We start from the raw sequence: 21,765 nt of genomic DNA, 5'->3' as shown, positions 1-21,765 counted from the left end.
GCCAGAATTCTGACAACGCCTGTGAGTCCTCAGTGCGGCGTTGCACCTAAACAAGAGGAGGAGTTTCGTATGACCACCCTGACTCGTGCAGACTGGGAGCAACGTGCCCAGCAACTGAAGATCGAAGGACGTGCCTTCATCAACGGCGAATACACCGACGCCGCATCCGGTGAAACCTTCGACTGCCTGAGCCCGGTCGACGGACGCTTCCTGGCAAAGGTTGCCAGCTGCGACCTGGCCGATGCCAACCGCGCGGTGGAAAACGCCCGCGCAACGTTCAATTCCGGCGTCTGGTCGCAGCTGGCCCCCGCCAAGCGCAAGGCCAAGCTGATCCGCTTCGCCGACTTGCTGCGCAAGAACGTCGAAGAGCTGGCGCTGCTGGAAACCCTGGACATGGGCAAGCCGATCGGCGACTCCTCCAGCATCGATGTGCCGGGCGCAGCGAATGCCATCCACTGGACCGCCGAAGCCATTGATAAGGTCTACGACGAAGTCGCGCCCACCCCTAATGATCAGCTGGGCCTGGTCACCCGCGAAGCAGTGGGCGTGGTCGGTGCAATCGTACCGTGGAACTTCCCGCTGCTGATGGCCTGCTGGAAGATCGCACCAGCCCTGGCCACCGGTAACTCGCTGGTACTCAAGCCATCCGAGAAGTCACCGCTGACCGCCATCCGCATCGCCCAGCTGGCCATCGAAGCCGGCATCCCGGCCGGTGTGCTGAACGTGCTGCCAGGCTATGGCCATACCGTCGGCAAGGCCCTGGCCCTGCACATGGACGTAGACACCCTGGTGTTCACCGGCTCGACCAAGATCGCCAAGCAGTTGATGGTTTATGCGGGCGAGTCGAACATGAAGCGTATCTGGCTGGAAGCCGGTGGCAAGAGCCCGAACATCGTCTTTGCCGACGCTCCGGACCTGCAAGCCGCCGCCGAAGCCGCTGCCAGCGCCATCGCCTTCAACCAGGGCGAAGTTTGCACTGCAGGTTCGCGCCTGCTGGTCGAGCGTTCGATCAAGGACAAGTTCCTGCCTATGGTGGTTGAAGCGCTCAAGGGCTGGAAGCCAGGTAATCCGTTGGATCCGCAGACTACCGTCGGTGCGCTGGTCGACACCCAGCAGATGAATACCGTGCTGTCGTACATCGACGCCGGCCACAAGGACGGCGCCAAGTTGCTGGCCGGTGGCAAGCGCACCCTGGAAGAAACGGGCGGCACCTATGTCGAGCCGACCATCTTCGACGGCGTGACCAACGCCATGAAGATCGCCCAGGAAGAAATCTTCGGCCCGGTGCTGTCGGTCATCGCCTTCGATACCGCCGAAGAAGCCATCGCCATTGCCAACGACACACCATATGGCCTGGCCGCTGGCATTTGGACCTCGGATATTTCCAAGGCCCACAAGACTGCCCGTGCCGTGCGTGCCGGCAGCGTCTGGGTCAACCAGTACGATGGCGGCGACATGACCGCTCCGTTCGGTGGTTTCAAGCAGTCGGGCAACGGCCGTGACAAGTCGCTGCATGCGCTGGAGAAGTACACCGAGCTGAAAGCGACCTGGATCAAGCTGTAAATCCAGAGGGGCTGCACTGGAGCCCCAACAACAGCCGGGCCGGTTCTTACCGTCCCGGCTGTGTCGTTTCTGCCATTCAAGAATTCTGCCTGGGAGGCTGCTATGCGCTGGGGAAGCTACTTTGCCGTGCTGGCATCGGTGCTGAGCGTCGGGCTCGCGCTCGGCGTGAGCATGCCGCTGGTGTCCCTGCGCCTGGAGGCCTGGGGCTACGGCAGCTTCGCCATCGGCGTGATGGCTGCGATGCCGGCGCTGGGTGTGCTGCTCGGTGCAAGCTTGGCCAGCCGTCTGGCCGGTTGGGTCGGCGTGCCTGCGGCCATGCGCTTGTGCCTGTGGGGCGGGGCGTTGTCGATTGGCCTGCTGGCGGTGTTGCCGAGCTACCCGCTGTGGCTGGCGCTGCGCTTGCTGATCGGCATGTCGCTGACCGTGGTGTTCATCCTTGGCGAGAGCTGGATCAACCAGTTGGTGGTCGAGCAGTGGCGTGGGCGCCTGGTGGCGCTGTATGGCAGCAGCTATGCGTTGAGCCAGCTGGCCGGGCCGCTGGTGCTGGGTTTTCTCGGCTCCGACGATGACTTTGGCTTCTGGGCTGCGACCGGCCTGCTGCTGCTATCGCCCTTGCTGCTGTTGGGCCGTGGCGGCGCGCCGAGTACCGAGGCCTGCAGCGTTACCTTCAGCGACCTGTTCGCCTTCTGTCGCCGGCTGCCGGTGATCGCCTGGGCCATCGCGCTGTTCGCTTCCTTCGAGGCGATGATCCTCACCCTGTTGCCGGTGTATTGCCTGCAGCAGGGCTTCTCCACCGAGCTGGCGCTGTTCATGGTCAGTACTGTGGTGGTTGGCGACGCGGTGCTGCAGTTGCCGATCGGCGCCTTGGCCGACCACATGTCGCGGCGCGCACTGTTCACCGCTTGTGCCGTGACCTTGCTGTGTTCCAGCCTGGCGATTCCGTTGCTTCTGCACACGCCGATGATCTGGCCATTGTGGGTGCTGTTCGGGGCCAGTGCCGGTGGCCTGTTCACTTTGTCGCTGATACTGATCGGCGAGCGTTATCGGGATGATGCGCTTGTGCGGGCCAATGCCCATGTGGCGCAGCTGTGGGGTATCGGCTGCCTGCTTGGGCCGTTGCTGGCCGGTGCGGGTAGCCAGTGGCTCAGTGGTCATGCGTTGCCGCTGCTGATGGCAGTTGGGGCGGCCGGGTTGGTGGTGTTGACCCGGCGGCGCGGTGCCTTCGAGCCTGCCGCCGCCTGAGGCCCTGCACTACAGCATTTTCTCCAGCCCGACGGCTTTGCTGATCCACGCATTGAACCGCCGCCAGAGCCCACCGGGCTCTGCCGTCAAGGTGTGCAGTTGGCCGTTGTCCTCGGTCACCCAGGCTAGCTTGTCATTCTCTAGCCTGACCTGATAACTCAGCGCAGGCGCCATACCCTGAACGGCCAGCTCGCGGGTGTATTCGGCCAGCTCCGGGCTGTCCACCAGCACCCCGACCTCGGTATTCCACAACACCGAACGCGGGTCGAAATTGAACGAGCCGATGAAAGTCTTGCGCCGGTCGAACACGATCGCCTTGCTGTGCAGGCTGGAATCCGAACCGCCATGGAAACTCAGACGCCCGGCACTGGGGTCGCCCGGCTGGCGGCGTAACTCGAACAGCTGCACGCCGTGTTCGAGCAGCGCCCGGCGGTAGGGCGCATACCCACCATGCACGGCCGGTACATCGGTGGCCTCCAGCGAGTTGGTCAACAGCTTGACCGACGTTCCGGCGTCCGCACGGCCGGTCAGGTACAGCAGCCCCGGCTCGCCAGGGACGAAATAGGCCGAAACCAGGATCAACTCGTGGTGCACGTTTGCCAGGTCAGGGGCCAACTGCTGGCTCATCAGCAGGTGCGGGTCTGGCTCGTCGTCTGCCAGCACCTTGCTCGGAGCATCCCACAAGGCCTGGCTGTGGGCCCAGATCAGCTCATTACGCCAAACATCCAGACGTGGCTCTGACTGATAGGCCATCAGGCGGTCATACAGCGCCTTGCGCTGCACCCGCGCCTCGGCCAGGGATACCTCCAGGCGGTGGCGGCTGGCGCGCAGGTCGGCGGCATCCGGCAGTTGCCAGAGGAAGTCAGTAACGGGCCGGCTCAGGGCACTGTTCCAGTACTGGTCGAAGCTGTGCCCGAGCTGCTCGGCCACCGGGCCCACGCCGAGCATGTCGATGTCAGTGAAATTCAGGTTGGGCTCAGCATCGAAGTACTCATCGCCCAGGTTGCGCCCGCCGACGATGGCCATGCTGTTGTCCACCAGGAACAGCTTGTTGTGCATGCGCCGATGCTGGCGCGACAAGTTGAACAGGCGCCCAACCGCCCGCGTTACCCCTGTGCTGCGGCCCAGATGCAGCGGGTTGAATACGCGGATCTGGATGTTCGGATGGGCGTCGAGTGTGCCCATGATGGTGTCCAGGCCATCGCTGGTGGTGTCGTCGAGCAGGATGCGCACGCGTACGCCTCGATCGGCTGCGCGCAGCAGTTCATGGACCAGGGCCCGGGTGCTCAGGCCGTCGTGAACGATGTAGTACTGCAAGTCGATGCTGGCCTGGGCGTTACGGATCAGTTCGGCGCGGGCACGGAAGGCCTCGTTGCTGTTGGGCAGCAGACGGAAACCGGACCGTCCTTCATAGGGTGCGGCCTGACGCATTACCGAGCGGCCGAAGGCTGAATCTTTGGCCGGCAGTGCCTGGCTGATCTCGCGGGGTGTACCGACGCTGGCGCAGCCTGCAAGGCCTAGCAGCACCAGCACCAGCAGCAGGGGCAGAGCTCGCTGGAGTCTCAAGAGTGGATCGTCCTGTGCGGCAAAGGCTTGAGAGGTTGGACCGTATAGGGCGGCGCAAAGTTACCCGTCGGCGTTACTTTGATCCAGTAGACGAAGGGCGGTTTCTCCCACTTTGCGCACCGCGTCCTCGATTGGCGGGGTTGGCCGCGCGGCGAAATTCATCCGCAGGCAGTGGCGGAACTTGCCTGAGGCCGAAAAGATGCTGCCCACGGCAACCTGTACGCCCTGTTCCAGTAAAGCGCGGTTCAGCCGCAGCGTGTCGAAATGTTCCGGCAGCTCCACCCACAGCATGAAGCCGCCCTGAGGCCGGCTGACGCGCGTGCCAGGCGGGAAGTAACGGTTTACCCAGTCGCTCATCAGGTCGCGGCCGCGCTGGTACTGGCTGCGCATGCGCCGCACATGGGGGTGGTAGTGGCCGCTGGCGATGAAATCGGCAATCGCCAGCTGCGGCTGGGTGGCCGTGCTTCCGGTGCTGATGTACTTCATGTGCAGCACCCGCTCCAGATAGCGCCCTGGCGCCACCCAGCCGATGCGCAGGCCCGGAGCGAGCGTCTTGGAAAACGAACTGCACAGCAGCACGCGACCGTCATCGTCGAACGATTTGAGGGTGCGCGGACGGGGGTAGGTGTAGGCCAGGTCGCCATACACATCGTCTTCGAGGATGGCCACGTCATAGCGCTGGGCCAGATTCAGCAGGGCCTTCTTGCGTGCTTCGGGCATGATGTAGCCAAGCGGGTTATTACAGCTTGGCGTGATCTGGATGAGCTTGATCGGCCACTGCTCAAGCGCCAGTTCCAGGGCTTCCAGGCTGATGCCGGTGATCGGGTCGGTGGGGATCTCCAGCGCCTTCATGCCCAGGCCTTTGAGGGTTTGCATGGCACCGTGAAAACTCGGCGAATCGACCGCGACAATGTCGCCCGGTTGGCACACCGCGCGGATGCTGCACGACAACGCCTCGTGGCAGCCGGTTGTCACCACCAGGTCTGCCGGGCCAAGGCGGCAGCCAGAGTCCAGCATCAGGCGGGCAACCTGCTCACGCAAAGCGAGGTTGCCATGGATGTTGTCGTAATACAGCCCTGGCATGTCCTGGCGCCGGCTAAGCTGGGCGAGGCTGCGCAGCAAGGGCTTCAGGCTCGGGCTGTCGATGTCGGGCATGCCGCGGCCAAGCTGTATGACGTCTTGACGAGGCGTGCTGCGTACCAGCTCCAGTACCTGTTCCCACTGCGAAATGTCCACTGGTCGCTGGGCAGGGCGGCTGACGGCGGGCAGTGCGGCGAGGCGGCGATGGTCGTTGACGAAGTAGCCGGACTTGGGGCGTGGCGAAACCATGCCGTTGTCTTCCAGCAGGCGGTAAGCCTGCTGCACCGTACTCAGGCTGACCCCATGCTCCACGCTCAGGGCGCGCACCGATGGCAGGCGCTGGCCGGGGCGGTACAGGCCCTGCTCGATACGGGTGCCGAGCAGCTCGGCGAGGTTCAGGTAGAGCGTCACGGCATACTCCTGTGCAAGATTGCAAGCACGACCAGTACAGTTGCGTAGAAAATACAGCATTCAGCCGGATAATCTCCAATTCTGTATGGGAATAATAACCCTGTATTGAATCTGTATTGCCGCTACTGGCAGCGCGCATGCTTTCTCCACAGTAACCACTGAATGGGAGAACGCAGCGATGGGTGGCATGAGCGATGTGCGCTTGCAACTGTTGGCCAGGGAAATGGAAGCCGGGCAGCAGGCCAGGGTGTTCAACGCCCCGCAAGGGATGGGGCGTTGGGGCCTGATGCTGCATCGCTGGCACACCCGCAGGGCGTTGCTGCAGCTGACTGATGAGCAGTTGCGCGATGTCGGGCTTAGCTGGGAGCAGGCCTTGATCGAGGGGCGTAAACCCTTCTGGAAAGACTGATCTACATGACACTGCGCGGTCCGTGCAGGACCATTCAGGTTTCAGGTCAATTCTTTGAGCCTGTGCCACAACATCCCCAACGCCAGCAGCGGCGAGCGCAGGTGTTTGCCGCCAGGGAAGGTGATGTGTGGCACCTTGGCGAACAGATCGAAGCGCCCGCTTTGCTGGCCGCTGATGGCTTCACCCAGCAGGCGCGCTGCCAGGTGGGTGGCGTTGAGCCCATGGCCAGAGTAGGCCTGGGCGTAGTAAACATTCGGCTGGCTGGCCAGGCGGCCGATCTGTGGCAGGCGGTTGGCGCCGATGCCGATCATCCCACCCCACTGATAATCGATGCGCACATCGGCCAGTTGCGGGAACACCTTGAGCATCTTCGGCCGCATATAGGCGGCAATGTCCTGTGGGTCGCGGCCGGAGTAATGGCAGGCACCGCCGAACAGCAGACGGTGGTCGGCGGACAGGCGGTAGTAGTCCAGCGCCACGCGCTGGTCGCACACCGCCATGTTCTGCGGCAGCAGTTGGCGCGCGCGTTCCTCACCCAGCGGTTCGGTGGCGATGATGTAGCTACCTGCTGGCAGCACTTTGCCGCCCAATTCGCGGTTGAGGCCGTTGTGATAGGCGTTGCAGCACAGCACCAGGGTTTTGGCGCGCACCCGGCCTTGGCCGGTGTGCACCTTCACTTCGGGGCCGTACTCGATGCGGCTGACTTCCGATTGCTCGTATAGTTGCACACCGAGACGGCTGGCCACGGCCGCTTCGCCGAGCGCCAGGTTGAGTGGGTGCAGGTGCCCTGAGCCCATATCGATCAGGCCGCCGACATAACGGTCGGAGCCGACCACGCTGTGGATATCGTCTTTGTGCACCAGGCGCAGTTCGTGACGGTAGCCAAGGCTGCGCAGTTCTTCGGCATCTTCGGCGAAGCCTTGCAGCTCGCCGGGCTTGTTGGCCAGGTCGCAGTAACCCCAGGTCAGGTCGCAGGCGATGGCGTGGCGCTCGACCCGCTCACGGACGATGTCCACGGCTTCCAGGCCCATCAGCTTCATGCTGCGTACGCCTTCTTCACCGATCACCGCAAGGAACTGCTCCAGGCCGTGGCCGACGCCCCGGATAAGCTGGCCGCCATTGCGCCCGCTGGCCCCCCAGCCGAGCTTGCGCGCTTCCAGCAGGATCACCGACAGGCCGCGTTCGGCCAGCTCGATGGCGGTGTTCAGGCCCGAGTAGCCGCCGCCAACGATGCACACGTCGGCGCTGTGCTCGCCTTGCAGGAACGGGTGATCGGGGTGTGGCGCGCTGCTGGCGGCGTAGTAGGAGGCGGCGTGCTGCGCGCTGTGGATCATTGGCGGGTCCTGGGTATCGAGACAGAGGTGGGAGGATAAGCCGGGTTTTCGGGGACGGGCAACTGGCCTCACTCCCGGCAAGCCGGCGATGGGGCCTATAATCCAGTCTCAATCTTCAATGTGTTCCTCACCATGTCCTGCAACCGCCACAAGATCCAGTTCCTGCGTGAACTCATCCCTTCCTTCGAGTGCGAGCCCGGTTGCCACGACTGTTGTGGCCCGGTTACCACGTCAGCCGAAGAGATGGCCCGCCTGCCGCGCAAGTCGCAGGCTGAGCAGGATGCGGCGCTGCAGCGCCTGGACTGTGTGCACCTGGGGCCCAATGGCTGCACCGTATACGAAGAAAGGCCGATGATCTGCCGCCTGTTCGGCACCACCCCGCGCATGGCCTGCCCACGCGGCCGTGGCCCGGAACAGATGATCGAGCCGCAAGCCGAGCTGCTCGTCCACCGGTTCATCGCCACCACCCGGCAGGTGCTGGTTTAGCGTCAGTCCGGGATCGGCAGGCAGAGGCTTTCCTTCACCTCCTCCATCACGATGTAGCTCTTGGACTCGCGCACGTGCGGCAGCTTGAGCAGGATGTCGCCCAGCAGCTTGCGGTACGAGGCCATCTCTGAAATGCGTGCTTTCACCAGGTAATCGAAATCGCCCGACACCAAGTGGCATTCCAGCACGTGTGGCAGCTTGAGCACCGCGCGGCGGAACTCCTCGAACGTGTCGCCCGACTTGTAGTCCAGGCTGATTTCCACGAACACCAGCAGGCTGCCCTTCAGGTGCTGAGGGTTGAGCCGGGCGTTGTAGCCCATGATGATGCCCTCACGCTCCAGGCGGCGCACGCGCTCGGTGCAAGGGGTGGTGGAAAGCCCAACTTTCTCGCCCAGTTCGGTGAAGGAAATGCGCCCGTCATTCTGCAGGATCCGCAGGATGTTGCGGTCGATCTTGTCCAGTTCACGCTTGCTCTGGTGCTGGGTTCTCATAGGGGATGCCCCTCCGTGAAAGGCGATTTTGCCGAGAATTCTCGCCAAATATAGGCTTTTATATAGTGAATTGCACTGGGCTGTAATTTTTATACTGCGCGCATCCATGCCATATCAACAAAAATGCGGTGCGCCGCGTGCGAGGGATCAACGATGCGAGTTCTGGTACTTGGTAGCGGTGTAATCGGAACCGCCAGTGCCTATTACCTGGCCCGGCAAGGTTTTGAAGTGACTGTGGTCGATCGCCAACCGGCGGTGGCGATGGAAACCAGCTTCGCCAACGCAGGCCAGATCTCGCCCGGCTACGCCTCGCCGTGGGCTGCTCCAGGCGTGCCGCTCAAAGCCATCAAGTGGCTGCTGGAGCGCCACGCGCCATTGGCCATCAAGCTGACCGGCGACGTCGACCAGTACCTGTGGATGGCACAGATGCTGCGCAACTGCACCGCCAGCCGGTATGCAGTGAACAAGGAGCGCATGGTGCGCCTGTCTGAGTACAGCCGCGATTGCCTCGACGAACTGCGCGCCGAAACCGGTATCGCCTACGAAAGCCGTACTCTGGGCACTACTCAGCTGTTCCGTACCCAGGCTCAGCTTGATGCTGCTGCCAAGGACATCGCAGTGCTCGAGCAGTCGGGCGTGCCCTATGAACTGCTGGACCGCGATGGCATTGCTCGCGTCGAACCTGCCTTGGCTGGGGTCAAGGACATTCTTGCCGGCGCCCTGCGCCTGCCCAACGACCAGACCGGCGATTGCCAGCTGTTCACCACCAAGCTTGCTGAAATGGCCCTCAAGCTGGGTGTCGAATTCCGCTTTGGCCAGGACATCCAGCGCCTGGACTTCGCCGGTGACCGAATCAACGGCGTATGGGTCGACGGCAAGCTGGAAACCGCCGACCGCTACGTGCTGGCGCTGGGCAGCTACTCGCCGCAGATGCTCAAACCGCTGGGTATCAAGGCGCCGGTGTACCCGCTCAAGGGTTATTCGCTGACCGTGCCGATCACCAACGCCGACATGGCGCCGACCTCGACCATTCTCGATGAGACCTACAAGGTCGCCATCACCCGCTTCGACAACCGTATCCGTGTCGGTGGAATGGCTGAGATAGCCGGTTTTGACCTGTCGCTCAACCCACGCCGGCGCGAAACACTGGAGATGATCGTCAACGACCTTTATCCTCGCGGCGGTGACCTGAGCCAGGCCAGTTTCTGGACCGGTCTGCGTCCGGCGACCCCGGATGGAACCCCGATTGTGGGTGCCACCGCATTCCGTAACCTGTTCCTCAACACCGGCCACGGAACTCTGGGTTGGACCATGGCCTGTGGTTCCGGGCGCCTGCTGGCTGACCTGATTGCGCGCAAAAAGCCGCAAATCAGCGCTGAAGGGCTGGATATTTCACGGTATGGCAAAACCCGGGAAGTCGCCAAGCAAGGCCATACAGCGCCCGTGCATCAGTAATCGGCCTGCTATACCGGCCTCATCGCTGGCACGCCGGCTCCTACACTGACCCTGTGGGAACCGGCTTGCCGGCGATGAATCCAACACTGTTTTCAACCTGAACCACCATAAGGCTGCCGCCATGCGTCCCGCCCGTGCCCTGATCGACCTCCAAGCCCTGCGTCACAACTACCGCCTTGCCCGGGAACTGACCGGCGCCAAGGCCCTCGCCGTGATCAAGGCCGACGCCTACGGCCACGGTGCCGTGCGTTGCGCTCTTGCGCTGGAAGCCGAAGCCGATGGCTTTGCCGTTGCGTGTATCGAAGAGGCGCTGGAGTTGCGAGCGGCGGGTATCAAGGCTCCGATGCTGCTGCTTGAAGGCTTTTTCGAAGCCAGCGAGCTTTCGCTGATCGCCGAGCACGACCTGTGGTGCGTAGTGCATTCGTTGTGGCAGCTGGAGGCCATCGAAAAGACGCCCGTGCACAAGCCATTGACCCTCTGGCTCAAGCTCGACAGCGGCATGCACCGTGTCGGCCTGCACCCCAAGGACTATCACGAGGCTTACCAGCGCCTGCTGGCCAGCGGCAAGGTTGCGCGCATCGTGCTGATGAGCCATTTCGCCCGTGCCGACGAGCTGGATGCCGATGCCACTGAGCAACAGATTGCCGTATTCGAGGCCGCCCGCCAGGGCTTGGCTGCCGAATGCAGCCTGCGTAACTCGCCCGGCGTGCTTGCCTGGCCTCATGCCCCCAGCGATTGGGTGCGCCCTGGCATCATGCTGTATGGCGCAACACCGTTCGAGGTAGCGCAAGCCCAGGCCGAGCGCCTGCAGCCGGTGATGACCCTGCAATCACGGGTGATCAGCGTGCGTGAGTTGCCTGCTGGCGAGCCGGTGGGCTATGGCGCCAAGTTCATCAGCCCACGCCCCACCCGAGTGGGCGTGGTTGCCATGGGCTACGCCGACGGCTACCCCCGGCAAGCCCCCACCGGCACGCCGGTGATGGTCGCCGGCAAGCGCAGCCAGCTGATTGGCCGCGTTTCCATGGACATGCTGTGCATCGACCTGACCGACGTGCCCGAAGCGACCATCGGCAGCCCGGTCGAGCTATGGGGCAAGCACGTGTTGGCCAGTGAAGTCGCCATGCACGCAGGGACCATCCCCTACCAGATCTTCTGTAACCTCAAACGCGTGCCGCTGGACTATTTCGGCGAATGACACGCTGAAGCGGACAGCCTGAGGGGCGGTGTGTTGTAAATACTGAACGGCATTGCCATGATATCGTTCACATTCACCCCGCCATCTCACCGTTTCAGGAGGCTCCAGCTTTGGACGTCGGCGAACGACTGCAAGCCATCCGCAAGCTCAAGGGCCTGTCCCAGCGTGAACTCGCCAAGCGTGCGGGCGTGACCAACAGCACCATCTCGATGATCGAGAAGAACAGTGTGAGCCCCTCTATCAGCTCGCTGCGCAAGGTGCTAAGCGGCATTCCAATGTCCATGGTCGAGTTTTTCTCCGTGGAACTGGAAGCGGAAAGCCACGCCCAGATTGTGTACAAGGCCCATGAACTGATCGACATTTCCGACGGTGCGGTGACCATGAAGCTGGTGGGCAAGTCGCATCCCAACCGTGCCATTGCCTTCCTTACCGAGGTCTATCCGCCGGGTGCCGACACCGGAGCGGAGATGCTCACCCACGATGGCGAAGAGACCGGCATCCTCCTTGAAGGCCGCCTGGAACTGGTGGTTGGCACCGAGACCTTCGTCCTCGAAGAAGGTGACAGCTACTATTTCGAGAGCACCCGCCCGCACCGTTTCCGCAACCCTTTCGATGAGCCGGCCCGGCTGATCAGCGCTGCAACGCCGTCGAACTTTTGATCCAGCGCAGTGCATTGATTCGGCAATACCCCTTTCCCGAGTAGGGTCGTTTCACGGCTTCCGGGTTCCCGCTATACTTTTCAACGCTCGCATTACCGTGGCCGCGGGCGTGATTAGCCACCATGAGGGTGTTCGCGTGAACCAAATCAAGAAGATGCTGGCCGTACCAGCAGCCGTATTCGCCCTTTGGGCAATGAGCGCAACCGCTGCGACCAACGATGACATTGCCAAACGCCTGGAGCCGGTTGGCCAAGTGTGCGTCCAGGGCCAGGAATGCAAGGGCATGGAGGTGGCCGCTTCGGCTGGCGGTGGCGGTGCCAAGACACCGGATGAAATCATCGCCAAGCATTGCAACGCCTGCCATGGCAGCGGCCTGCTCGGCGCGCCGAAAATTGGCGACACCGCTGCGTGGAAAGAGCGCGCCGATCACCAGGGCGGCCTTGACGGCATCCTGGCCAAGGCCATCACCGGGATCAACGCCATGCCCCCCAAGGGCACCTGCGCCGATTGCTCGGATGATGACCTCAAAGCGGCCATCCAGAAAATGTCCGGGCTTTGAGCCTGGGTTGAATTGCCAATAGCCCGCCTTCCATGGCGGGCTTTGTCTTTGCGCAGGCAACGAACCCGCGCCGGTTCATGTCCAACCCCTGAACCCACGGAAGATTCAGGAGGCCAAGATGCACCTCTGCTCCATCGACCAGGCAGTCGAGCAGGTCTTGTCACGCCTACCCGCGCATATCCACATGGGCCTGCCGCTGGGTCTTGGCAAACCCAATGCCTTCGTCAATGCGTTGTACGCCCGGGTGCGTGACCTGCCAGAGCGCCGCTTGACGATCTACACGGCCTTGTCGCTTGGCCGCCCACCTTTGGGCGACGGCCTGCAACGGCGCTTCCTCGAGCCCTTCATCGAACGTGTGTTCGCCGATTATCAGGAGCTCACCTATCTCGCCGACCTGCGCAACGACCAACTGCCGCCGAACATCCGCGTCGAGCAGTTTTTCATGCAGCCCGGCGGCCTGTTGCACAGTGATTGCGCGCAGCAGGAGTACGTCAGCAGCAACTACAGCCATGCAGCCCGCGACATCAACGCCAAGGGTCTTAACCTGATCGCGCAACTGGTAGCCGCCACACCGGAAAGGCCAGTGCACTTGAGCCTGGCCTGCAACCCCGACATCACCCTCGACCTGCTGCCGATGATCGCCAAGCGCCGCGAGGCCGGTGAAACCATCCTCATGCTCGGACAGGTGCATGCCGAGCTGCCCTACATGCCCGGCGATTCGGAGTTGGGCATGGAGGCGTTCGACCTGCTGATCGATCAGGTGGAACAACGTCGGCTGTTCTCCACCCCGAACATGCCGGTTACCACCCAGGACCATTGCATCGGCCTGCACGCCAGTACCCTGGTGTGCGATGGCGGCACCCTGCAGATCGGCATCGGCGCCATGGGTGATGCCGTGGCCGCTGCGTTGCTGGCGCGCCAAGGCGACAATTCTGGTTACCGAGCACTGATGGGCGAGCTGGATGTAGGGCCGTGGCAAACCCTGATCGAGCGGGAAGGGGGGCTCGATGCTTTCGGCCAAGGCCTCTACGGTTGCAGTGAGATGTTCGTCAACGGCCTGCTGGCTCTCGCCGAAGCCGGGGTGGTGCGGCGCCCTGCTGACGAGCAAGGCGTACTGGTTCACGGCGGCTTCTTCCTCGGCCCGCAGGCGTTCTATCAGCGCTTGCGGGAGATGCCGCTGGAGCAGCGCGCTCAGTTTGCCATGACGCGCATCAGCTTCATCAACGAGCTGTATGGCCAGGAAGAACTGAAGCGCCGCCAGCGGCGTGATGCCCGCTTCATAAACACAGTGTTCACCATGACGCTGCTCGGCGCGGGGGTAGCCGACCAGCTGGAGGATGGCCGCGTGCTCAGCGGCGTGGGCGGGCAATACAACTTCGTCGCACAGGGGCACGCGCTGGAGGGCGGGCGATCCATCCTGTTGCTGCGCAGTTGGCGCGAGGCCGGCGGCGAGGTCAGCTCAAACCTGCTCTGGGCCTACGGCCATTGCACCATCCCCCGGCACTTGCGCGACATCGTCGTGACCGAGTACGGCATCGCCGATTTGCGTGGGCAGACTGACAGCGAAGTGATCGCACGGCTGCTGGCGATCAGTGATTCGAGGTTCCAGGGCGATCTGATCGAGCAGGCCAAGCAGGCCGGCAAGCTCGCAAAAGACTTTCAGCTGGATGCGCGGTTTACCGACAACACGCCTGAGCGACTTGAGCAAATCAGGGCGCGGCATTCGCGGCTGTTCCCGGAGTATCCGTTGGGGACTGATTTCACGGCCGAGGAACGGGACTTGTTGCGGGCTTTGAGCTGGCTCAAAAGCAAGTTCAGGTTGAGCGAGGTGCTGGAGCTGGGCAAGGCAGCGCTGGATGCACCGGGGCCGGAGGGGTATGCGGCGCAGTTGGCGCGCATGCAACTGGATGAGCCACGAGGGCTCAAAGAAGAGCTGTATCAGCGGTTGCTATTGGCAGGATTGGCGGCGACGCGGTGATTGCCGGCGCTGCTTTGCAGCCCATCGCGACACAAGGCCGCTCCTACAGAAGCTCGGCGGTCCTGTAGGAGCGGCCTTGCGTCGCGAAGGGCCGCATAGCGGCCCCAATGGCCGTCACTCGATGAAGCTGACCACACCACCTTCCAGCGACTTTACCCGGGCCAGCGATTCTACGCGATAACCCTGGCCGTCCAGCTCTGCACGGCCACCCTGGAACGACTTCTCGATGACGATACCCAGGCCGGCCACGGTGGCACCGGCCTGCTTGATGATCGAGATCAGTGCCTGCGAGGCTTTGCCGTTGGCCAGGAAGTCATCGATCACCAGTACGCGATCGCTGCTGTTGAGGTGGCGCGGCGAGATCGCCACGGTGTTCTCGGTCTGCTTGGTGAAGGAATACACCGAGGCAGTCAGCAGGTTCTCGGTCAGGGTCAGGGACTGATGCTTGCGCGCGAAGATCACCGGAACGCCCAGCTTCAGGCCAGTCATCACCGCCGGCGCAATACCCGAGGCTTCGATGGTGACGATCTTGGTCACACCGGCATCGGCGTAAAGGCGGGCGAACTCGTCACCGATCAGCTGCATCAGCGCAGGGTCGATCTGGTGATTGAGAAACGCATCGACTTTGAGAACCTGATCGGAAAGCACGATGCCTTCGTCGCGAATCTTCTGCTGCAGTGCTTCCACTGTGTATCTCCGATGTAGCAAAGGTGGCCGCAAAGAGCGGCAGAGTTAAAGAGTAATGGTTGATCAGCGTTTGAGCATTGCCCGGATATCGGCCAGTGCGTTGTTGCCACGCGCGGCTTTGACTTCCACTGGCGCATCGTCCAGGCCTTCCCAGGCCAGGTCGTCCGGCGGCAGTTCGTCGAGGAACCGGCTGGGCGTGCAGTCGATGATTTCGCCGTACTGCTTGCGTTTGGCAGCGAAGGTGAAGGCCAGGGTCTGGCGGGCGCGGGTAATGCCCACGTAGGCCAGGCGGCGTTCCTCTTCGATGGTGTCGGCTTCGATGCTCGAGCGGTGGGGGAGGATTTCCTCCTCCATGCCCATGATGAACACGTAAGGGAATTCCAGGCCTTTGGACGCGTGCAGGGTCATCATTTGCACCCCCTCGGCGTTTTCTTCCTCTTCCTGCTGGCGCTCGAGCATGTCGCGCAGCACCAGCTTGCCGATGGCGTCCTCGATGGTCATGTCACCCTCTTCGTCCTTCTCGAGGGTGTTCTTCAGCGCTTCGACCAGGAACCAGACGTTGCTGATGCGAAATTCCGCAGCCTTGTCGCTGGCCGTCTGCTGGCGGATCCAGTTTTCGTAGTCGATGTCGCGGATCATCTCGTGCAGCGCGGCAATCGGGTCTTCCAGGGCGACTTTGTGGCGCACGCCGTCGAGCCAGTGCTTGAAACGCTGCAGACGCTCGGTATAACGCGCGTCCAGATGCTCGCCCAGGCCCAGCTCCTCGCTGGCGGCATACATCGAGACGCCCCGTTCGGTGGCGTAGTTGCCGAGCTTTTCCAGGGTGGTCGAGCCGATCTCGCGGCGCGGTACGTTGATCACCCGCAGGTAGGCGTTATCGTCGTCCGGGTTCACCAGCAAGCGCAGGTAGGCCATCAGGTCCTTGACCTCCTGACGGCCGAAGAAGCTGTTGCCGCCCGACAGGCGATACGGTACCTGGTGATGCTGCAGTTTCAGCTCGATCAGCTTGGCCTGGTAGTTGCCGCGGTAGAGGATGGCGAAGTCGCTGTAAGGGCGGTTGGTGCGCAGGTGCAAGGTGAGGATTTCCATGGCCACACGCTCGGCCTCGGCTTCCTCGTTCTTGCAGCGGATCACACGGATTTCGTCGCCCACGCCCATCTCGCTCCACAGCTGCTTCTCGAACGCATGCGGATTGTTGGCGATCAGCACGTTGGCGCAGCGCAGGATGCGGCTGGTGGAGCGGTAGTTCTGTTCGAGCATGACGATTTTCAGGGAAGGGTAATCTTCCTTGAGCAGCATCAGGTTCTCGGGGCGCGCACCACGCCAGGCGTAGATCGACTGGTCATCGTCACCCACTACTGTGAACTGGTTGCGCATGCCGATCAGCATTTTCACCAGCAGGTACTGGCTGGCGTTGGTGTCCTGGTATTCGTCCACCAGCAGGTAGCGCACGCGGTTCTGCCAGCGCTCCAGCACTTCGGGGTGCTCCTGGAACAGCTTGACCGGCTGCAGGATCAGGTCGTCGAAGTCCACCGCGTTGAACGCCTTGAGCGTGCGCTGGTAGTGGGTATAGACAATGGCGGCGGTCTGCTCGCGCGGGTTGCGCGCTTTTTCCAGGGCTTCGGCGGGCAGGATCAGGTCGTTCTTCCAGGCACCGATCATGTTCTTGATCTCGTCGATGCCGTCGTCGCCGGAATATTCTTTCTGCATGATGTCCGACAGCAGCGCCTTGATGTCGGATTCGTCGAAGATCGAAAAGCCCGGCTTGTAGCCCAGCTTGTCGTGCTCCTTGCGGATGATGTTCAGGCCCAGGTTGTGGAAGGTACATACCGTCAGGCCCCGGCCTTCCCCCGGGCGCAGCAGGGTGGCGACCCGTTCCTTCATCTCGCGCGCGGCCTTGTTGGTGAAGGTCATCGCGACGATGTACTGGGCACGGATGCCGCAGTTCTGGATCAGGTGGGCAATCTTGCGCGTAATCACGCTGGTCTTGCCGGAGCCTGCACCGGCGAGCACCAAAAGAGGGCCGCCGACGTAGTCACGGGCTTCCTGTTGCCTGGGATTGAGTCGGGACATGCTAGAAACCGGGGGTCGCCAGAAAATAGCCGCGCATTCTAACAGGCATGGGGCCATTGTGGCGCGACCGTCTGACGTCTGAGTCAGACTTTGTATCGCGCATAGCATTAGTCAGGCTCATGCTATTCATGGAAAAAATCGTATTTGCTGGTTTATCCACTTTCGAGCAGGATGCACGTCAAAATGTGTCGGGACGCGCTGTGGGCAAGGATATGTCTAAAAGTGAAAATCATTTTCATTTATCCAGTAGCATACCCGGCCTCCCTCGTGCCACCGTCCCCGCTTTAAGGAGCCCGCTTGTCCACGCCTGTCGAACCTTTGCGTTTGCTGTTGTTGGCTGATGAGCCGGAATGGGCCGCCTTGTTGCGCGAATGCCTGCTGCCGCTGAACGGTGCAGCGGTACTGCTGACTGCGCCCAACTGGGCTGCAGTCGACAGCCTTTTCAGCCAAGACCGCCAGGCCGTCATCCTGGCGACCCAGGCCCTGCAACCCGCGCCGGGGCGCTGCGAGCTGCCAACTATCCTGTTGCTTGACGATGAGCCGGTGGCCCCACCCACAGGCGTCAGCGACTGGCTGGTGCGCAGCCAGCTCAATGCCGATGCGCTTCGCCGTTCGTTGCGCCACGTGCGCGAACGTGGCGTGCTGGTGGCCACCTTGCAGCGCCTGGCCGAGCAGGACCCGCTGACCGGCATCGCCAACCGCCAGGGTTTTCAGGCCCTGCTGACGGCACGGCTGGCGGAGAACGACGGGCGCGGGGTGGCCCTTGGGCACCTGGACCTGGACAACTTTCGTCACGTCAACGATGCTCTCGGCCACCAGGGTGGCGACCGGCTGATCCTGCAGGTGGTGTCACGCCTGAAGCAGCAACTGGAGGCCGGCGACCAGCTGGCGCGCCTGGGCAGTGATGAATTTGCCCTGCTGATCGACACCCGTCGCGACACCGGCCGCGCCGAGCGCATCGCCGAACGCATCGTCGAAGCCCTCGCCGAGCCTTATTGGATCGACGGCGAAAGCCTGTTGCTTGGCTGCAGCCTGGGCCTGGCCCACGCCCGCGCGCAAAGTGGCGCCGACCCATTGATGTGGCATGCGCACATCGCCATGCGCCAGGCCAAGAGCAGCCAGGGCTGTACCTTTCATGTGTTCAATGAGCGGATCAACCGCAACGCCCGCAGCCTCGCCGACCTGGAAGGCGAACTGCGCAGGGCCCTGCGCCGTGATGAACTGGAGCTGCACTACCAGCCGCGACTGAACCTGGCCGATGGCAGCATCGTCGGCCTTGAGGCGCTGGTGCGCTGGCGTCATGCCGAGCGCGGCCTGTTGCCGCCGAGCGAGTTCGTGCCGCTGGCCGAGCAGAGCGGGCTGATCGTACCGTTGGGCTACTGGGTTATATCCCGTGCCCTGCGTGACATGCAGGCCTTGCGCGAGAGCGGCCTGGCACCACTGCACATGGCGGTCAACCTGAGCTTTCGCCAGTTCCAGGACAGCCAGCTGCTGGCCACCCTGAGCCGGCTGATCATCGAGCATGGCGTCGATGCCCGCTGGCTGGAGTTCGAGCTGACCGAGACGGCGGTGATGCGCCGCAATGAGCTGGTCCGCCAGACCATGGATGCCCTGGGGCGCCTGGGCGTGCGCTTCTCGCTCGACGACTTCGGAACCGGCTTCTCATCCTTCGTGCACCTGAACAGCCTGCCGATCACCTTGCTGAAGGTCGATCGCAGCTTTGTCGCCGAAATGGAGATGCGCGAGGAAAACCGCAAGCTGGTGCACGCGATGATCAACCTGGCGCACAACCTCAACCTCGAGGTGGTGGCCGAGGGCGTTGAGAGCCCTGAGCAGATGGCCCTGCTACGCGAGTTTGGCTGTGACCAGGTGCAGGGGTTTCTGGTCAGCAAGCCACTGCCGGTGGATGAGCTGGTGGAATATCTGTCGGGAAGCGTCCCGCCTCAGGTGGTGAGTCTTTGAGGCTGTAGGGGAGGGCTTTGCCCTCCTTTCGCGACGCAAGGCCGCTCCTGCAAGCAGTGCAAGACAGCCCCGGCAATCATGCAGGTATCACCGCTTTTGCAGTCACCCCTGCTTTCCCCAGCATCCGCTTCATCCGCCATTCAAAGGCCAGGGTCAGCGCCACCGAAGCACACGCCAGCCCCAACGCCAGCCCCCACCACACACCGACCGCGCCGCCACCCAGGTTGAAGGTCAGCAACCACGCACTCGGCGCTCCGACCAGCCAGTAGCAGCAAAGCCCTATCAGGAAGGTGGTCTTGGCATCCTTCAACCCACGGATCGAGCCCATGGCAATGGTCTGCACGCCATCGAACAGCTCGAACCAGGCCGCCACCATCAGCAAGCTCACTGCCAACTGGTAGATCGCTGCAAACGCCGGATCATTGCCATCGATGAACAGGCTCACCAGCATCTCCGGGCGCAGCCAGAACAGTGCCGCGAAGGCGAACATGATCAGCGCGCCAAAGCTGATACCGACCCGCCCGGCGCTGCGCGCCGCCAGCAGGTTGCCGGCACCGTAATACAGCCCTACCCGCATGGTCACCGCATACGAGAGCCCGGTCGGCACCATGAACGCGGTCGAAACGATCTGCAGGGCAATCTGGTGGGCCGCAAGCTCGGTGCTGCCAAGCACACCCATGCACAGGGCGGCAAAGGCGAACAGGCCGACCTCCACCATGTAGGTGCCCCCGATCGGCAAGCCCAGGCGCCACAGCTCGCGCAAGGCCGGCAGCGAAGGACGCGACAGGCCCTTGCGCAGCGGATAGGCGGCGTAAGCCGGGTGCCAGCGGATGTATAAGGCCAGCGCGATGGCCATGCCCATCGACACCACGGCGGTGACCAGGCCGATGCCCATCAGGCCAAGCTTGGGCAGGCCAAACATGCCTTCGATCAGCGCGACGTTGAACAGGTAGTTGAGCACCGTGCCGACCAGGCTGATGACCATCACCGGGGTCGAGCGGCCCAAGGCGCTGGTGAAGCCGCGCAGGGCCATGAAAGTCAGGTAGCCCGGCAACGCCAGTGGCAACAGGGTAAGGAACTCGGTGGCCGCAGCAACGTTTTCAGGCTGTTGGCCGAACAGCAGCAACACCGGTTTCAGGTTCCACAGCGCCAGTGCGGCCAGCAGCGCCAGCCCCCAGGCCAGCCACAAACCGTTTTGCGCCAGCCGGGTGGCGCCCACGATGTCATTGACACCCTTGCGGATCGCCACCAAGGTGCCGACCGCGGCGATTACCCCCAGGCAGAAGATCGAAACGAACGAATAGCTCGCCGCTCCCAGCCCGCCGCCGGCCAACGCCTGAGGGCTGATGCGGGCCATCATCAAGGTGTCGGTCAGCACCATCAGCATGTGCGCCAACTGCGAGGCAACCAGCGGCCCGGCCAGGCGCAGCAAAGCCTTGAGTTCTGTGGTGGGCGCAACGTGCATGGGATGGTCCTTCTGACTCTGTGAGCGAGGGACGATTCTGAGGCTTCGGTCAACTTTGCACAAAAGGATAAAAACGATGATTGGCATGAGTTGAACTCATGCATATATGATTCTACGCATTCCTTCTCTGCCCCCGTAAGCAGGTGCCATATGTCCCGTCAGCTGCCTGCGCTGTATGCGCTGCGCGCATTCGAAGCCGCCGCGCGGCTCAGCTCGTTCACCCGTGCCGGCCAGGAACTGTCGATCACCCAGAGTGCGGTCAGCCGACACATCCGCACCCTGGAAGAGCACTTTGCCTGCCGCCTGTTCATCCGCAGCGGCCGCAGCCTGCAATTGACCGAGGCCGCACGGGTGCTGCTGCCCGGCGTGCGTGAGGGCTTTGCCGCGCTGGAGCGCGCATGCGACACCTTGCGCGGTGAGGACGACATACTGCGCATGAAGGCGCCGTCGACACTGACCATGCGCTGGCTGCTGGCGCGCCTGAGCCAGTTCCGGCACTTGCAGCCGGGCAACGAAGTGCAATTGACCAGCGCCTGGATGGATGTCGACCACGTGGACTTCAACCAGGAACCCTTCGACTGCGCGGTATTGCTCAGTGACGGCGTTTTTCCGCCGGACTGGGAGGTGCGCCGGCTGTTTTCCGAGCTACTGATCCCGGTGGGCGCACCCGAGCTGCTCAATGAAGGCCCTTTGGACGAACGCCGGCTGGCCGGGATCGAACTGTTGCACCCGACCCCCGACAAGCGTGACTGGCGCGAATGGCTGGAGCGCATGGGGCTGGCAGACACTGTTTCACTCAAGGGTGGGCAGGTGTTCGACACGCTGGAACTGGGGATGATCGCGGCGGCGCGTGGTTACGGGATATCCATGGGTGACCTGCTGATGGTCGCCGAGGATGTCGCTCATGGTCGTTTGAGCCTGCCATGGCCGACGGCGGTGCCCAGCGGCATGGATTATTACCTGGTGTGGCCGCGGACCCGGCCGGGTGGTGAGCGGTTGCGGCGGTTGAGCGTGTTTCTGCAGGAAGAGGCGGCGGCGGTGAATTTGCCGGCTGTGCAGATCCTGCCGGCTATTTGATTGCCTGCACTGGCCTTATCGCCGGCAAGCCGGCTCCTACAGGTGTGGCGGTGCAGGCGAAGAAAACGTTTGC

18 protein-coding genes are annotated in these 21,765 nt (G+C 62.8%); 11 read left to right on the top strand and 7 right to left on the bottom strand.

What is annotated here, in order from left to right; genetic code table 11:
* Window positions 1-69 precede the first annotated feature (69 nt).
* Both ACW4TB_RS10525 and ACW4TB_RS10520 read left to right on the top strand, forming a co-directional pair.
* Window positions 70-1,563, top strand: coding sequence for an aldehyde dehydrogenase (locus ACW4TB_RS10525; RefSeq protein WP_012312141.1), 1,494 nt, complete (start codon window positions 70-72; stop codon window positions 1,561-1,563).
* Between the two features lie 102 nt (window positions 1,564-1,665).
* Window positions 1,666-2,805 carry an MFS transporter gene (locus tag ACW4TB_RS10520; RefSeq protein ID WP_012312142.1) on the top strand — a complete coding sequence of 380 codons (1,140 nt, stop codon included), beginning with the start codon at window positions 1,666-1,668 and terminating at the stop codon, window positions 2,803-2,805.
* A 9-nt stretch (window positions 2,806-2,814) separates the two neighbouring features.
* On the opposite strand, the gene ACW4TB_RS10515 is transcribed toward ACW4TB_RS10520, so the two are convergent.
* Window positions 2,815-4,371 carry a phospholipase D family protein gene (locus ACW4TB_RS10515; RefSeq protein WP_279930147.1) on the bottom strand — a complete coding sequence of 519 codons (1,557 nt, stop codon included), beginning with the start codon at window positions 4,369-4,371 and terminating at the stop codon, window positions 2,815-2,817.
* Between the two features lie 60 nt (window positions 4,372-4,431).
* Entirely contained in the window at window positions 4,432-5,862 is a 1,431-nt protein-coding gene (locus tag ACW4TB_RS10510; protein WP_012312144.1) for an aminotransferase-like domain-containing protein, read from the bottom strand.
* A 187-nt stretch (window positions 5,863-6,049) separates the two neighbouring features.
* On the opposite strand from ACW4TB_RS10510, the gene ACW4TB_RS10505 reads away from it, so the two are divergent.
* Window positions 6,050-6,271 (top strand): DUF1127 domain-containing protein, encoded by a 222-nt coding sequence (locus ACW4TB_RS10505; protein WP_455842968.1) that lies wholly within the window; start codon window positions 6,050-6,052, stop codon window positions 6,269-6,271.
* 41 nt (window positions 6,272-6,312) lie between these two features.
* Here the strand turns inward: ACW4TB_RS10505 and ACW4TB_RS10500 are convergent, their stop codons facing one another.
* A complete protein-coding gene (locus ACW4TB_RS10500; protein ID WP_254466960.1) occupies window positions 6,313-7,605 on the bottom strand; it encodes an NAD(P)/FAD-dependent oxidoreductase in 1,293 nt (430 codons plus the stop codon).
* Between the two features lie 132 nt (window positions 7,606-7,737).
* On the opposite strand from ACW4TB_RS10500, the gene ACW4TB_RS10495 reads away from it, so the two are divergent.
* On the top strand, window positions 7,738-8,091 hold the full coding sequence (locus ACW4TB_RS10495; RefSeq protein WP_279930140.1) for a YkgJ family cysteine cluster protein: 354 nt from the start codon (window positions 7,738-7,740) through the stop codon (window positions 8,089-8,091).
* A gap of 2 nt (window positions 8,092-8,093) precedes the next feature.
* Here the strand turns inward: ACW4TB_RS10495 and dadR are convergent, their stop codons facing one another.
* Complete coding sequence (gene dadR / locus ACW4TB_RS10490; RefSeq protein WP_003258963.1) at window positions 8,094-8,582, bottom strand: transcriptional regulator DadR; 489 nt, start codon at window positions 8,580-8,582, stop codon at window positions 8,094-8,096.
* A gap of 153 nt (window positions 8,583-8,735) precedes the next feature.
* Between dadR and dadA the strand changes: the two genes are divergently transcribed.
* The 5 genes from dadA (at window position 8,736) to ACW4TB_RS10465 (ending at window position 14,428) form a co-directional block, all read left to right on the top strand.
* Entirely contained in the window at window positions 8,736-10,037 is a 1,302-nt protein-coding gene (gene dadA / locus ACW4TB_RS10485) for a D-amino acid dehydrogenase (protein ID WP_012312148.1), read from the top strand.
* A 121-nt stretch (window positions 10,038-10,158) separates the two neighbouring features.
* Window positions 10,159-11,232, top strand: coding sequence for an alanine racemase (gene alr / locus ACW4TB_RS10480; protein ID WP_012312149.1), 1,074 nt, complete (start codon window positions 10,159-10,161; stop codon window positions 11,230-11,232).
* A gap of 110 nt (window positions 11,233-11,342) precedes the next feature.
* On the top strand, window positions 11,343-11,891 hold the full coding sequence (locus ACW4TB_RS10475) for a cupin domain-containing protein (protein ID WP_012312150.1): 549 nt from the start codon (window positions 11,343-11,345) through the stop codon (window positions 11,889-11,891).
* Window positions 11,892-12,027: 136 nt separating this feature from the next.
* Complete coding sequence (locus ACW4TB_RS10470) at window positions 12,028-12,450, top strand: c-type cytochrome (protein WP_012312151.1); 423 nt, start codon at window positions 12,028-12,030, stop codon at window positions 12,448-12,450.
* Window positions 12,451-12,568: 118 nt separating this feature from the next.
* Complete coding sequence (locus tag ACW4TB_RS10465) at window positions 12,569-14,428, top strand: acetyl-CoA hydrolase/transferase C-terminal domain-containing protein (RefSeq protein WP_279930133.1); 1,860 nt, start codon at window positions 12,569-12,571, stop codon at window positions 14,426-14,428.
* 114 nt (window positions 14,429-14,542) lie between these two features.
* Here the strand turns inward: ACW4TB_RS10465 and ACW4TB_RS10460 are convergent, their stop codons facing one another.
* Both ACW4TB_RS10460 and rep read right to left on the bottom strand, forming a co-directional pair.
* The gene (locus ACW4TB_RS10460; protein WP_012312153.1) at window positions 14,543-15,115 is read right to left on the bottom strand and encodes a xanthine phosphoribosyltransferase; all 573 of its coding nucleotides are present in this window, start codon (window positions 15,113-15,115) and stop codon (window positions 14,543-14,545) included.
* 63 nt (window positions 15,116-15,178) lie between these two features.
* Window positions 15,179-17,188 (bottom strand): DNA helicase Rep, encoded by a 2,010-nt coding sequence (rep, locus tag ACW4TB_RS10455; RefSeq protein WP_012312154.1) that lies wholly within the window; start codon window positions 17,186-17,188, stop codon window positions 15,179-15,181.
* 297 nt (window positions 17,189-17,485) lie between these two features.
* Between rep and ACW4TB_RS10450 the strand changes: the two genes are divergently transcribed.
* Window positions 17,486-19,150, top strand: coding sequence for a putative bifunctional diguanylate cyclase/phosphodiesterase (locus ACW4TB_RS10450; RefSeq protein WP_012312155.1), 1,665 nt, complete (start codon window positions 17,486-17,488; stop codon window positions 19,148-19,150).
* A gap of 76 nt (window positions 19,151-19,226) precedes the next feature.
* Here ACW4TB_RS10450 and ACW4TB_RS10445 read toward each other — a convergent pair whose 3' ends face one another.
* Complete coding sequence (locus tag ACW4TB_RS10445; protein ID WP_455828339.1) at window positions 19,227-20,615, bottom strand: NorM family multidrug efflux MATE transporter; 1,389 nt, start codon at window positions 20,613-20,615, stop codon at window positions 19,227-19,229.
* Between the two features lie 150 nt (window positions 20,616-20,765).
* Here ACW4TB_RS10445 and ACW4TB_RS10440 point away from each other — a divergent pair, with 150 nt between their 5' ends.
* Window positions 20,766-21,692 (top strand): LysR substrate-binding domain-containing protein, encoded by a 927-nt coding sequence (locus ACW4TB_RS10440; protein ID WP_012312157.1) that lies wholly within the window; start codon window positions 20,766-20,768, stop codon window positions 21,690-21,692.
* The last annotated feature ends 73 nt before the right edge of the window (window positions 21,693-21,765 follow it).

The organism is Lelliottia jeotgali (assembly GCF_977070485.1).
The sequence above is the reverse complement of the archived record's forward strand: the minus strand, read 5'-3'. Positions and strand labels throughout refer to the sequence as shown.